A 12,977-nucleotide genomic window follows, 5' to 3' on the forward strand; every position below is an offset into this window, starting at 1 on the left:
ATGAACCCCGCACGGTGGCTGTGTGCCGCAGGTGCCTTGCTGGCCGCCGGCCACGCCGCCGCACTGGAGCCAGATGCCCTGTTTGCCAAGCTGACGGGCAGCGTCTGGGCTGTGCGGACCTTCGACGCGCAGGAACGCCCGCTGCGCGCCGGCAGCGCGGTGGTGATCGCGCCCGGCCGCCTCGTCACCAACTGCCACGTGCTTGCCAAGGCCAGCAATTTCGTGGTCAAGCGCGACAACGTCACCTATGGCGCCACGCTCGAGTACCCGGACCCGGGGCGTGACCTGTGCCAGATCAAGGTCGCCAATTTCACGGCTCCGCCCGTGGCGATGGCGCCCGCCGGCGGGGCGCGCGTCGGCCAGCGCGTGTACGCCATCGGCAATCCGCGCGGACTGGAAAACACGCTGAGCGAAGGCCTGCTGTCGGGCCTGCGCGGCGGTGACGGCGAGGCGCGGCTGCTGCAGACCACGGCCGCCATCGCCCCGGGGTCAAGCGGCGGCGGGCTGTTCGACAGCGACGGCCGCCTGCTGGGCATCACCACCTTCGCCGCGCGCGACGGCGGCAACCTGAATTTCGCGATGCCGGCCGAGTTCCTGGCGGAGTTGCCGGCCCGCGCCCAGGCGCAGCTGGCGGCACGGGCGCGCGAGCCCGAAGGCGGCGCCCGGCGCAGCGTTGGCCTGTCGCTGGCGGAGCCGCTGCGCGCCGGCGACGCGCTCGAGTACGTGCGCACCGACCGGCTCACCGGCAACCGCACGCCGGTGATCTACCGGGTGGACCGGATCAACGGCGACGAGGTGTCGTTCAACGCGGGCAGCCGAATCGAGAAGGCCAGCGGGCAGGTGGTGTCCATCACGTCGCCGATAGGCGGCCTGTTCGACAGCGCGTCGCCGCCGGGCGGTTGGGCGCCGAAGGACGACATCCAGCCGGGCATGCGCTGGCACCTCGACTATGTGACGACCACCGACGACCGGCTGCGGCATGAACTCAACGCCTCGGTGGGCGCTGAACACACGGCCACGGTGGACGGCGTGGAGCTCACGGTGATGCGCATCAGCTACGACGGCTGGATCTATGCCTCCGCCGGCACGGGCGCCGCGCTGACCGGCACGCCGTTCAAGGTGGCCGTCCTGTACAGCCCCGACCTGAGACGAATCGTCCAGTTCGAGGCCACGCACCGACGCGCCTATGCCAGCGTGACGAACGAGATCCTGGAGCTGGTCCGCATCCAGCGCTGAGGCCGCCGGAAGGCCAGGAATTGGCCGTTTGGCCATTTCTTCATATAATCGCGGGCTTCGCAGCGTTTTTGTAGCCCCGCGGCGAAGGCATGCCGGCCACCCATTCATGGGGCGGGCAGGCATGAAAACCCACCTAAGAGATTCCCAGCAGAGGAACGCCGACCGTGGAAAAGGGCTCGCCAAACCCTCTTATCAAGAGAAAAACTCATGACCAAAACGTTCAGCGCCAAGCCCGCTGACGTGACGCACGAGTGGTTTGTGATTGACGCGACCGACAAGGTCCTCGGACGAGTAGCCAGCGAAGTTGCTCTCCGTTTGCGCGGCAAACACAAGGCCATTTACACGCCTCACGTCGATACCGGTGACTACATCGTCATCATCAACGCCGCGCAACTGCGCGTCACCGGCGCCAAGTCGATCGACAAGGTGTACTACCGTCACTCGGGCTACCCGGGCGGTATCACGGCGACGAACTTCCGCGACATGCAGAACAAGTTCCCGGGCCGTGCCCTGGAAAAGGCCGTCAAGGGCATGCTGCCCAAGGGCCCGCTTGGTTACGCGATGATCAAGAAACTCAAGGTGTACGGTGGTGCTGAGCACCCGCATACCGCCCAACAGCCCAAAGTGCTGGAACTGTAAGGAGCCTTGAGAATGATTGGTGAATGGAACAATGGCACCGGCCGTCGCAAATCCAGCGTCGCCCGTGTGTTTCTGAAAAAAGGCACCGGCAAGATCACGGTCAACGGCAAGGACATCCAAGCGTTCTTCGGCCGTGAAACCTCGATCATGATCGCCAAGCAGCCCCTGGCGCTGACCAACAACCTCGAAGCTTTCGACGTGATGGTCAACGTGAACGGCGGCGGCGAATCGGGTCAAGCCGGCGCCACGCGCCACGGCATCACCCGTGCCCTGATCGACTACGACGCAACGCTCAAGCCCGTCCTGAGCCAAGCCGGCTTCGTGACGCGTGACGCGCGTGAAGTCGAACGTAAGAAGGTCGGTCTGCACTCCGCCCGTCGCCGCAAGCAGTTCAGCAAGCGCTGATCCCTGCTCGTTGCGAGACAAGAAGCCGCCTTCGGGCGGCTTTTTCGTGGCCGCGTTCCCCAGGGTGCCCTTGGCGGATGCGGCGTTCGACCCCACTTGCGATGGGTGCTCGCCGCAAGCGGCCTGCCGAAAATGCGGCATTGCAGTAGCATTCGTCCCATTGGCCGCCACAGCGGTCCCCCAAGGAGTTTCACCCCATGAGCGCTGTTGCCGAAAACATCCAGACCCAGATGCCCGAGCCGATCGTCTTCACGGACAGTGCGGCCGCCAAGGTCGCCGACCTGATCGCCGAAGAGGGCAATCCCGACCTGAAGCTGCGCGTGTTCGTGCAAGGTGGCGGTTGCTCGGGCTTCCAGTACGGTTTCACCTTCGATGAGATCACCAACGAGGACGACACCACCATGACCAAGAACGGTGTGTCGCTGCTGATCGACGCCATGAGCTACCAGTACCTGCTCGGCGCCGAGATCGACTACAAGGAAGACCTGCAGGGCGCCCAGTTCGTCATCAAGAACCCGAACGCCACCAGCACCTGCGGGTGTGGTTCCAGCTTCTCGGCCTGATGCCTGGATGCTGCTGACCAGCCCCTCGAAAAAGCCGCCTCCGGGCGGCTTTTTGCTGCCTGTCGTTTTTCCCTCCGAGTTCGCGCCTTCCCGATGAACCTCGAAACCGCCGTCCCCGTCGATCCGTCCCGCAAGAGCCTGCTGTGGCTCGTGGCCGTCGGCTTCTTCATGCAGACGCTCGACGCCACGATCATCAACACGGCGCTGCCGGCGATGGCCGCCAGCCTGGGCGAAAGCCCGCTGCGGATGCAATCGGTGGTGGTGGCTTATGCGCTCACGATGGCGATGCTGATCCCCGCTTCGGGCTGGATCGCCGACCGCTTCGGTACGCGGCGCATCTTCTTCTGCGCCATCGTGCTGTTCGCGGCCGGGTCGGTGCTGTGCGCGCTCTCACAGGGACTGAGCCAGCTGGTGGCGGCGCGGGTGGTGCAGGGCCTGGGCGGGGCGCTGCTGCTGCCTGTGGGGCGTCTGGCGCTGCTGCGCACGGTGCCGCGCGGCGAGTTCCTGCAGGCGATGAGTTTCGTGGCCATCCCGGGCCTCATCGGGCCGCTGCTGGGCCCTACGCTGGGCGGCTGGCTGGTGCAGTACGCCTCCTGGCACTGGATCTTCCTGATCAACGTGCCGGTGGGCCTGGCAGGCTGCATTGCCACGCTGCGCTACATGCCGGACCTGCGCGGTGCCGTCCAGAAGCGCTTCGACAGCGTGGGCTACGCGTTGCTGGCCTTCGGCATGGTGGCGATCTCGCTGGCGGTCGACGGCGTGTCGGGGCTCGGATTGCGCCAGGGCGGCGTGATGGCCGTGCTGATCTTCGGCTTCGCCAGCGTCGTCGCCTACTGGCTGCGCGCGGCGCGCACGCCGGAGCCGCTGTTCTCGCCCGCGCTGTTCGGCATTCCGACGCTGAGCATCGGCCTGCTGGGCAACCTGTTCTCGCGCCTGGGCAGCAGCTGCATGCCGTTCCTGGTGCCGCTGCTGCTGCAGGTGTCGATGGGCTATTCGCCGGTGCGCGCCGGGCTGATGATGCTGCCGGTCGCGCTGGCCGGCATGGCCATGAAGCGCTTCGCCGCGCCGCTGATCACGCGCCACGGCTACCGCCGCGTGCTGGTCGCCAACACGGTGCTGGTGGGCTGCACCATGGCCAGCTTCGGCCTCACGGCACCGGGGCAGCCGGTGGCGCTGCACCTGCTGCAGCTGCTGGTGTTCGGCGCGGTCAATTCGCTGCAGTTCACGGCCATGAACACCATCACCCTGAAGGATCTCGACGGCGGCATGGCCAGCAGCGGCAACAGCCTGCTGTCGATGGTGCAGATGCTGGCGATGAGCCTGGGCGTGGCCGCCGCCGGTGCAGTGCTGGCGAGCTACAACGGCGTGTTCGGTGCGGCAACGCCGGTGCAGACGCTCGACGCGTTCCAGGCCACGTTCGCGACCATGGGGCTCATTACGGTGGCTTCCGCCCTGATCTTCTGGCATTTGCCGGCAGAAGCGCGGGCGGTCCAGCCTGCCCAGCCGGAAGTCTCCGGCCAGGGCTGAAGCAGGTCAGGCGGGGTAGATCGCGCCGAGCACCCGCGCCCCGCGCGCGCCGGTCACGCTCGCGAGGTTGCCGGGTTCGCGGCGCACGGTGCGGCGGGCCAGCCACGCAAAGGCAGCGGCCTCGACCTGCTGGGGCGGCAGGCCGTGTTCGGACGACGCCTGCACCTGCACGCCGGGCAGCAGGGCGCGCAGGCGGCTCATGAGGTGGTCGTTGAGTGCGCCGCCGCCGCAGACGATCAGCAAGGCGCTCTCTTTTTGATAGCTTCTCAGCGCTGCCGCACAGGTGCTGGCGGTCAGCTCGGCCAGCGTGGCCTGCACGTCGACAGGCGCCCAGGCGGCCGTGCCCAGGCGGCCGGCCAGCCAGTCCGGGTGGAATAAATCGCGCCCCGTGCTCTTCGGCGGCGTCTTGGCGAAATACGGCTCGGCCTGCAGGCGGGTGAGCAGCTCGGGCAGCACGCGCCCGCTGGCCGCCCACTGGCCGCCCCGGTCGAAGGGCTGGCCGAGGTGGCGCTGGCACCAGTGGTCCATCAGCGCGTTGGCGGGGCCGCAATCGAAGCCCAGCAGCGTGGCCGTTCCCGCCGGCGCGTTCATGGCGGGCAGCAGGCTCAGGTTGGAGATGCCGCCGAGGTTGAGCACCGCGACGGGCGCGTCAGCGCGTGCGAACAGCGCCTGGTGAAAGGCCGGCACCAGCGGGGCGCCCTGGCCGCCGGCCGCGAGGTCGCGGCTGCGGAAGTCGGCGACCACGTCGATGCCGCTCAGTTCGGCCAGCAGCGAGGGGTTGTTGATCTGCAGTGTGTAGCCCGTGCCGTCGAACTCGAGCGGCCGGTGGCGCACGGTCTGGCCGTGGGCGCCGATGGCGGTGACGGCTTGCGGGGCGGTGCCAGTGCGGGCCAGCAACTGCGCGACCACGTCGGCATACACCCGCGCCAGGCCGTTGCCGGCCAGCGCCGCGCGGTGCAGTTCGTTGTCGCCGGGGGTGTTGAGTGCCAGCAGCTCGGCGCGCAACGGGGCGGGGAAGTCGGCGCTGGCGTGGCCGATCACCGCGAGGTGGCCGTCGTCGGAAAAATCGGCAATGACGCCGTCGACCCCGTCGAGCGAGGTGCCCGACATCAGGCCGATGAAGCGTTGCGACTGCAGCGCGGCGGCCATGCCGGGAAGAGCGTCGAGGCTCAGTCGGCGCTGGCCTGGATCACCGAGAAGGCGGCGGCCAGCTCGGTGCGGGCGCCCACGGCGATGCGTTCGAAGGCCGGACGCATCGCGGCGGTGATCGGTGCGCCGCCTTCTTGCGCGATCGTGGTCGGGTCCTGGTAGGCCCCGCCGACGCGGTATTCGAAATGCAGGTGCGGACCCGTGGCCCAGCCGGTCGAGCCGACGGCGCCGATGGTCTGGCCCTGGCTCACGCTTTCGCCGGCTTTTACGTTGATGCGGCTCAGGTGCGCGTAGGCCGTTTGCTGGTTGTTGCGGTGGTTGATGATGACGATGTTGCCGTAGCCGCTTTGCGTGCCGGCGAAGTCGACCGTGCCGTCACCGACCGTGCGCACTGCGGTGCCCGTGGGCGCCGCAAAGTCGACGCCGTTGTGCTGGCGCCAGCTGTTCAGGATCGGATGCATGCGCATCGCGAAGCCGCTGGACACGCGCGAGAACTCGACCGGCGTGGCCAGGTAGGCCTTGCGCAGGCTGTCGCCGTTCGGGCGGTAGTAGCTGCCCTTCTGGCCCGCGCCGGGGGGCTGGAACCACACCGCCTGGTGGATCTTGCCGTTGTTCTCGAACTCGGCCGAGAGCACGCGGCCGCTGCGCAACGCCTGGCCATCGGCTTCGAAGGTCTCGTAGACCACGGCGAAGCGGTCGCCCTTGCGCAGCGAGCGCACGTCGACGTCGCCCGCGAAGATGTCGGCCAGCTGGCTTGCCACCGCATCGGGAATGCGCGAGTCGTCGGTGGCGGCGAACAGCGAGCTGCGGATGGTGCCGCTGGCCAGGCGCGTGCCCGGCGTCAGCATGTCGCGCTCGGTGCGGGCGACGAAGCCGGTGGGCGTGCGTTCGATGACGAAACGCTTGAAGCCGCCGTCGGCGTCGGGAATCCAGCGCGCGCTGAGCCTCTGCAGCTGGTTTTCCTGCGTGGCTTCGGCCGTCACGGTGCGCCCGACGCGCGCGAAGATCGCCTGGCGAGCCTCGGCGTTGCCGCGCACGAAGGCGGTGGCGGCGGGGTCGGAAATGCCCAGGCGCTTCATGAGCGCCTCGGCCGTGTCGCTGGCGCGCGAGACGTCGGTGCGGAACAGCGTGAAGCTGAAGTTCTCGAGCGACGCCGACTGGTCGGCGAAGGACACCGGCGCGGTGGCTTCGAGCACTTGCTGCACGGGGAGGTCGGATGCGTCGGGACCGAGCGAGGCGACCGCGAGGGTGCCGGCGCTGAGCAGCATCGCAGCGATCGCCGCGGTGATCTGCTTGGGATATGTCCGGAATGTATAAGCCACGCGGGAAGCGAGAAGCTCCTCGGCGGCAAGAATGCCGTTGATCAAACTGTGGATTCCAACTCAGGTTCTGCAGGTCCGTGCTGCAAGGCCCAGTGCGTTCAGGGCGGCAGGAGACGGTGCGGAAAAAAGCGCCGCTTAGAATCCGGCGCTTGAAAAGTCGGGCTGAGTATAGCTTCGGCCACCGGAAAAACTGCCAAAAAAGCCCATGAACGCCGAATCTGTTACATCCACCAGCCTCTCCGATGGTGTAAGACAAGCCCTCGAAATATCCCTCCGAGGCGCTGACGAGCTGCTGCCGCAGGACGAATGGGTGAGGAAGCTCCAGAAGGCGGAAGCCACCGGCAAGCCGCTGCGCATCAAGCTGGGCCTGGACCCGACCGCACCGGATATTCATATCGGACACACGGTGGTGCTCAACAAGATGCGCCAGCTCCAGGACCTGGGGCACCGCGTGATCTTCCTGATTGGCGACTTCACCTCCCTGATCGGCGACCCGTCGGGCCGCAACAGCACGCGCCCGCCGCTCACGGCCGAGCAGATCCGCGCCAACGCTGAAACCTATTTCGCCCAGGCCAAGCTGGTGCTGGACGAGTCGAAGACCGAGATCCGCTACAACTCGGAATGGAGCGATCCGCTGGGCGCGCGCGGCATGATCCAGCTGGCGGCCAAGTACACGGTGGCGCGCATGATGGAGCGCGACGATTTCACCAAGCGATTCAAGGCGGGCCAGTCGATCTCGGTGCACGAGTTCCTGTACCCGCTGATGCAGGGCTACGATTCGGTGGCGCTCGAGAGCGACCTCGAGCTGGGCGGCACCGACCAAAAATTCAACCTGCTCGTCGGCCGACATCTCCAGCAGGAATACGGGCAAGAGCCGCAGTGCATACTCACTATGCCGCTGCTTGAAGGGCTCGACGGCGTCGAGAAGATGTCCAAGAGCAAGGGCAACTACATCGGCATCAGCGAAGACGCGAACAGCATGTTCGCCAAGGTGCTGTCGATCTCCGACACGCTGATGTGGCGCTGGTACACGCTGCTGAGCTTCCAGTCGGTGGCGCAGATCGAGGCGCTGAAGGCCGAGATCGCGGCCGGGCGCAACCCGAAGGACGCCAAGGTGGCGCTGGCCAAGGAAATCACCGCGCGCTTCCACAGCGCGGCGGCGGCCGATGCGGCGGAGCAGGACTTCATCAACCGCAGCAAGGGCGGCGTGCCGGACGAGATTCCCGAGGTGGCGCTGAGCGGCGCCCCGCTGGGCATCGGTCAGCTGCTCAAGCAGGCCAACCTGGCGTCGTCGTCGGGCGAGGGCAACCGCCTGATCGACGGCGGCGGCGTGCGGGTCGATTCGGTCGTGGTGTCGGACAAGGGCCTGAAACTGCCCGCGGGCAGCTATGTGGTGCAGGTCGGCAAGCGCAAGTTTGCGCGGGTGACCCTGAGCTGATCGACAAAAAAAAGGCCCCTCGGGGCCTTTTTCAATGGGGTCTGCGCCGGCTCAGCGGACCTCGATGGTCACACGCCGGTTGCGGGGCTCGTCCACCTCGTCGGGCGTCGGCACGGCCAGGTCGCGTTCGCCGCGGCCCACGGCCTCGATGCGCGCCGCAGGGAACTGGCGCTCCACGAACAGCTGCGCGACTTCCTGCGCGCGACGGCGCGACAGCTGGTCGTTCTGCTCGCCGGCACCTTTGGTGTCGGTGTGGCCGATCACCACGATGTCACCGCCGCTGCGGGCCAGCGCGGCGGCCAATGCCTCCGTCATGATCTGCTGGGACGCCGCCGTGAGCGTGGTGGTGCCCACCTCGAAGAACACCGTGTAGCGCTGCGGCGGCGGCGGGCGCATGTCGAACAGCGGCTTGTTCTCGGCCTGGACCTTGGCGGGATCGGCCTGATCGACCACCGGCGCACCGCTGGCGCCCACCGCGGCCGTGGCGCGCTGGTAGGGCTTGGAGAGCACTTCTTCTCCATCCTTGGCGCGCACCACCACGGCGGAGGGCGTGCCATCGGCCTGGGGCAACAGCACCACGCGCGTGCCCGGCGCAGAGCAGGCGGCCAGAAGCAGGGCGACCGTGGTCGCAAGAAGAAGGGAGGAGCGGCGCAACAGTGTCTGCATCTGGTCAGGGTTGGCCGTCGGTCTGCACGATGAAGTCCGTGCCCCGAATGCCGATGGTGGCGGTCTGGGTTTCGACGCGAACGGCGTCGGGGTTGGTCTTGCCGATGAGGCCGGTGATCATGCGCATCGAACCGCGCAGCAGCGACACCAGCATGCCGCCTTCGCGGGTGGTGCCGTCGAAATGGAATTCCTTGAGGTCCATGCGCGAGGACGGGCCGACCATCAGCGTGGTGTTGTCGCGCAGCACGACGGCCGCCGACGAATCCGGGCCGGTCACGATGCGATCGACCGCTCCGAGCGCGTCGCCGGGCGCTGCGGTGCGCGTGGCGCCCGCGCCGTCGAGCAGTTGCACGGTGCCGCGCACCGACTTCACGAACCCGGCCTGCTGGGGCGCTGCTGCGGCTGCAGGCGCAGCAGCAGCGGGTGCCTGGGCCTGAGCCAGGGTGGCTGCGCCGACGATGGCGAGCCCGAGGGCGGCGGTCAAAAAGTTCTTCATCATTTGCTTCTCTGTGACTGATTGCTTTCGCAATGAGCGCAAATATTAGGGCGAAGGCGTTACATATGGTCACGCGGCTGATAATTCAGCCGATTCCTGCGACGTAATGCCCGCCCGCACAGGCCCTTTTTACCTGATCTCGTTCTTTCTGCATGACGTTGACCCCTAAAACGCTGCTTCGCGTCTCTGTCGCGGTGGCCCTGCTCACCATCCTTCTGAAGGGTTGGGCCGGCTACCTGACGAACTCGATGGGCCTGATCTCCGACGCCATGGAGTCGTGCGTCAACCTCGCGAGCGCCATGTTCGCGCTGGCGATGGTCACCATCGCCGAGCGCCCGGCCGACGAGGACCATCCCTACGGCCACCACAAGGCCGAGTACTTCTCGTCCGGCTTCGAGGGCCTGCTGATCGTGGCCGCCGCCATCGCCATCCTGTGGGTGTCGGTGCTGCGGCTGCTGTCGCCGCAGCCGCTGGAGCAGCTGGGCTGGGGCCTGGCGCTGTCGGTGCTCAGCTCGGGCTTCAACGCCGCGCTGGCATTCGCGCTGTTCCGGGCGGCGCGCGCGCACCGCTCCATCGCGCTGGAGGCCGACGGGCGCCACCTGATGACCGATGTCTGGACCTCGGTCGGCGTGCTGGTTGGCATCGTGGCCGTGTATTTCAGCGGCTGGCTCTGGCTCGACCCACTGATTGCCATCGCCGTGGCGCTCAACATCGTGCGCGAGGGCTTCAAGCTCGTGTGGCGCTCCTCGCAGGGCCTCATGGACGAGGCGCTCGACGCCGGGACGATCGCCACCGTGCGCGCCACGCTCGACGACTTTGCCGCGCGCCATGCCGAAGGCGACCGGCTGCGCTTCGACGACATGGTGACGCGCGGCGCCGGCCAGCGTCGCTTTGCCGACCTGCACATGCACGTGCCCGGCGACTGGACCCTGCAGCGTGCCGCCAACCTGCGCGACGAACTGGAACAAGCGCTCATGGACGCCGTGCCCGGCCTGCGCGTGACCATTCAGTTGCTGCCGCTCACCATGGAAGCGCGCGCCACCCGACTCGAGGACCCTCACCCATGAAAGCCGTGCTCCAGCGCGTGGCGCACGCGCGCGTCGACATCGCAGGCCAGACCGTCGGCGCCATCGAGGCCGGCCTGCTGGTGCTGCTGTGCGCCGAACGCGGCGACGCCGACAGCGTGGCCGACCGCCTGCTTGCCAAGATCCTCAAGCTGCGCATCTTCTCGGACGACGCCGGCAAGATGAACCGCAGCGTGCAGGACATCGGCGGGGGCCTGCTGGTCGTGAGCCAGTTCACGCTCGCTGCTGACGTCAGCGGCGGCAACCGCCCCAGCTTCACGCTCGCCGCGCCGCCCGACGAGGGACGCCGGCTCTACGGGTACTTCGTGGCGCAGGCGCGCGCCGCACATCCCGTGGTGGCGACGGGTGAGTTCGGTGCCGACATGCAGGTGCACCTGCTGAACGACGGGCCGGTCACGATCCCGCTGCAGATGACGGCGTAGGCCGCAGCACGGCCTCCCACGCCACCTTCGGTTCGTCGTAGCGCAGCACGCGCACCTCTTCGAGGTGCTGCAGCTGCCAGCCGTCGGCGAACAGCAGCTCGACCGCGGCGCGGTCGAAGAAGCGCTTGGGGATGCCGTCCACCACGTAGAAGAAGTCTTCGTCTCGCCCGCTGGCCGACGGGCCGCGCGCGCCGTGGTGCAGGTCGTTGACCGAATTGAGGCGGCACAGCAGCACGCCGCCCGGCCGCAGCACGCGGTGGATGCGCCGCACCAGCGCCAGCGTTGCGTCCCACGCGAAGTAGTGCAGCGACAGGCTCGCCAGCACGGCGCCGACCGTGGCTTCGCTTTCGAGTGGCCAGGCCTCGCGGAAATCACCGCAGTGGAACGCGGCGCCTGTCGGCACGCGCTCCCGCGCCTGCGCCAAGGCATCGGAGGACAGCTCGATCGCCACCACCCGCAACCCGGCCTTGACCAGCGTGGCGGTGTCGCGGCCGGTTGCACAGCCCAGTTCGAGCACCGGCCCGTCTCCGGCACATGCGCGCAGCAGCGGCAGCCAGCGCGGCAGCCAGGGATCGGTGCCCGACGCCATCGCGACCTCCGCTCAGCGCCCGTACGGGCTGCGAATGCCCAGGCCCGCGAGGATCTCGACTTCGTACGCTTCCATCTCGTCCGCGTCGGCGTCGCTCGTCTCGTGGTCCCAGCCCTGCGCGTGCAGCGTGCCGTGCACCAGCAGGTGCGCGTAATGCGCGGCGAGGGTCTTGCGGTTTTCTTTTGCCTCGCGCGCCACCACGGGCGCGCACAGCACCAGGTCGGCCATCACGACCGGGCCCTGCGCATAGTCGAAGGTGAGCACGTTGGTGGCGTAGTCCTTGCCGCGGAATTCGCGGTTCAGGCGCTGGCCCTCCTCGGCATCGACGATGCGCACGGTGATCTCGCCGTCGATGTCCAGGGCGTGGCGGATCCAGCGGTTCACGCTGTGGCGCGGCAGCGCGGCGCGGTGGCGCTCCACGCCCTTGAAGCGCCCGAACTGCAGCGACAGCGACAGGGCCGGAAGCAACGCGGCCGCCATGTCAGTGGACTCCCGCGCGCTTGCGCTGCCCGTCGTAGGCATCGACGATCTTCGCCACCAGCGGATGGCGCACCACGTCCGCGCTCGTGAAATGCGTGGTCGCGATGCCGGGCACCCGCTTGAGCACACGCTCGGCGTCGATCAGCCCGCTGAGCTGCTGCTTGGGCAGGTCGATCTGGCTCACGTCGCCCGTCACCACCGCCTTGGCGCCGAAGCCGATGCGCGTGAGGAACATCTTCATCTGCTCCACCGTGGTGTTCTGCGCCTCGTCGAGGATCACGAAGGCGTTGTTCAGCGTGCGCCCGCGCATGAAGGCCAGCGGCGCGATCTCCAGCACGTTGCGCTCGAAGGCCTTCTGCACCTTCTCGTAGCCCATGAGGTCGTACAGCGCGTCGTACAGCGGGCGCAGGTAGGGGTCGACCTTCTGCGTCAGGTCGCCCGGCAGAAAGCCCAGGCGCTCGCCCGCTTCGACGGCCGGGCGCGTGAGCACGATGCGCTGCACCGCCGCGCGCTCCAGCGCATCGACCGCGCAGGCCACCGCCAGGTAGGTCTTGCCGGTGCCGGCCGGGCCGATGCCGAAGGTGATGTCGTGCCTGGCGATGTTGTCCAGGTACAGCGCCTGCGTAGGCGTGCGCGCGCGCAGGTCGGCGCGGCGCGTGACGAGCATCGCGGCATCGTCGTCGCCATCGACCATCGAGCCGTCGCCGGCCAGCGTGAGCTGCACCACGGCGGGGTCGATCGGGCGCTGGGCGATCTCGTACAGCGCCTGCAGAACGTCCATGGCGCGCTGCGCGGTGGCCTTGGGGCCATCGACCTTGAACTGCTCGTGGCGGTGCGCGATCTTCACGCCCAGGGCGTCCTCGATGCGGCGCAGGTGCGCATCCAGCGGGCCGCACAGGTGGCCGAGGCGCGAATTGTTCAGGGGGGTAAAGGTGTGTCGCAGAATCACGCCGGACATTT

General features: G+C 68.0%; 15 protein-coding genes. 8 read left to right on the top strand and 7 right to left on the bottom strand.

The features are described 5' to 3' along the window. The 5 genes from ASD34_RS11745 (at window position 1) to mdtD (ending at window position 4,370) form a co-directional block, all read left to right on the top strand. Window positions 1-1,236, top strand: coding sequence for a S1C family serine protease (locus tag ASD34_RS11745; protein WP_235510037.1), 1,236 nt, complete (start codon window positions 1-3; stop codon window positions 1,234-1,236). 207 nt (window positions 1,237-1,443) lie between these two features. Beyond that, the gene (gene rplM / locus ASD34_RS11750) at window positions 1,444-1,875 is read left to right on the top strand and encodes a 50S ribosomal protein L13 (RefSeq protein WP_056577471.1); all 432 of its coding nucleotides are present in this window, start codon (window positions 1,444-1,446) and stop codon (window positions 1,873-1,875) included. Between the two features lie 12 nt (window positions 1,876-1,887). After that, window positions 1,888-2,280, top strand: coding sequence for a 30S ribosomal protein S9 (rpsI, locus tag ASD34_RS11755; protein WP_056577474.1), 393 nt, complete (start codon window positions 1,888-1,890; stop codon window positions 2,278-2,280). Window positions 2,281-2,477: 197 nt separating this feature from the next. Next, the gene (gene erpA, locus ASD34_RS11760; RefSeq protein ID WP_056577477.1) at window positions 2,478-2,843 is read left to right on the top strand and encodes an iron-sulfur cluster insertion protein ErpA; all 366 of its coding nucleotides are present in this window, start codon (window positions 2,478-2,480) and stop codon (window positions 2,841-2,843) included. Between the two features lie 93 nt (window positions 2,844-2,936). Further along, window positions 2,937-4,370: a multidrug transporter subunit MdtD gene (mdtD, locus tag ASD34_RS11765; RefSeq protein WP_056577481.1), complete on the top strand. Its 1,434-nt coding sequence runs from the start codon at window positions 2,937-2,939 to the stop codon at window positions 4,368-4,370. 6 nt (window positions 4,371-4,376) lie between these two features. On the opposite strand, the gene ASD34_RS11770 is transcribed toward mdtD, so the two are convergent. Both ASD34_RS11770 and ASD34_RS11775 read right to left on the bottom strand, forming a co-directional pair. Further along, a complete protein-coding gene (locus ASD34_RS11770) occupies window positions 4,377-5,519 on the bottom strand; it encodes an anhydro-N-acetylmuramic acid kinase (protein ID WP_056577485.1) in 1,143 nt (380 codons plus the stop codon). Between the two features lie 20 nt (window positions 5,520-5,539). Next, window positions 5,540-6,886 (bottom strand): M23 family metallopeptidase, encoded by a 1,347-nt coding sequence (locus ASD34_RS11775; protein ID WP_056577488.1) that lies wholly within the window; start codon window positions 6,884-6,886, stop codon window positions 5,540-5,542. Between the two features lie 160 nt (window positions 6,887-7,046). Here ASD34_RS11775 and tyrS point away from each other — a divergent pair, with 160 nt between their 5' ends. Then, window positions 7,047-8,279 carry a tyrosine--tRNA ligase gene (gene tyrS / locus ASD34_RS11780; RefSeq protein ID WP_056577491.1) on the top strand — a complete coding sequence of 411 codons (1,233 nt, stop codon included), beginning with the start codon at window positions 7,047-7,049 and terminating at the stop codon, window positions 8,277-8,279. A gap of 51 nt (window positions 8,280-8,330) precedes the next feature. On the opposite strand, the gene ASD34_RS11785 is transcribed toward tyrS, so the two are convergent. Next, entirely contained in the window at window positions 8,331-8,945 is a 615-nt protein-coding gene (locus ASD34_RS11785) for an OmpA family protein (protein ID WP_056577495.1), read from the bottom strand. 4 nt (window positions 8,946-8,949) lie between these two features. After that, the gene (locus ASD34_RS11790; protein WP_056577498.1) at window positions 8,950-9,444 is read right to left on the bottom strand and encodes a FecR domain-containing protein; all 495 of its coding nucleotides are present in this window, start codon (window positions 9,442-9,444) and stop codon (window positions 8,950-8,952) included. A gap of 149 nt (window positions 9,445-9,593) precedes the next feature. On the opposite strand from ASD34_RS11790, the gene ASD34_RS11795 reads away from it, so the two are divergent. Together ASD34_RS11795 and dtd are read left to right on the top strand one after the other, a co-directional pair. After that, the gene (locus ASD34_RS11795; protein ID WP_056577501.1) at window positions 9,594-10,508 is read left to right on the top strand and encodes a cation diffusion facilitator family transporter; all 915 of its coding nucleotides are present in this window, start codon (window positions 9,594-9,596) and stop codon (window positions 10,506-10,508) included. Further along, window positions 10,505-10,948, top strand: a complete 444-nt coding sequence (gene dtd / locus ASD34_RS11800) for a D-aminoacyl-tRNA deacylase (RefSeq protein WP_056577504.1) — start codon at window positions 10,505-10,507, stop codon at window positions 10,946-10,948. The genes ASD34_RS11795 and dtd overlap by 4 nt, the downstream gene beginning before the upstream one ends. Here dtd and ASD34_RS11805 read toward each other — a convergent pair. Genes ASD34_RS11805 through ASD34_RS11815 form a run of 3 tightly spaced genes read right to left on the bottom strand, consistent with a single transcriptional unit; the run spans window position 10,920 to window position 12,975 of the window. Further along, window positions 10,920-11,537, bottom strand: a complete 618-nt coding sequence (locus tag ASD34_RS11805; protein ID WP_056577508.1) for a class I SAM-dependent methyltransferase — start codon at window positions 11,535-11,537, stop codon at window positions 10,920-10,922. The genes dtd and ASD34_RS11805 overlap by 29 nt on opposite strands. Before the next feature lie 12 nt (window positions 11,538-11,549). Continuing rightward, window positions 11,550-12,017 carry an rRNA maturation RNase YbeY gene (gene ybeY, locus ASD34_RS11810; RefSeq protein ID WP_056577511.1) on the bottom strand — a complete coding sequence of 156 codons (468 nt, stop codon included), beginning with the start codon at window positions 12,015-12,017 and terminating at the stop codon, window positions 11,550-11,552. A gap of 1 nt (window position 12,018) precedes the next feature. After that, the gene (locus ASD34_RS11815) at window positions 12,019-12,975 is read right to left on the bottom strand and encodes a PhoH family protein (RefSeq protein ID WP_200937573.1); all 957 of its coding nucleotides are present in this window, start codon (window positions 12,973-12,975) and stop codon (window positions 12,019-12,021) included. Window positions 12,976-12,977 lie beyond the last annotated feature (2 nt).

Source organism: Variovorax sp. Root473 (genome assembly GCF_001426505.1).
Lineage (GTDB): Bacteria > Pseudomonadota > Gammaproteobacteria > Burkholderiales > Burkholderiaceae_C > Variovorax.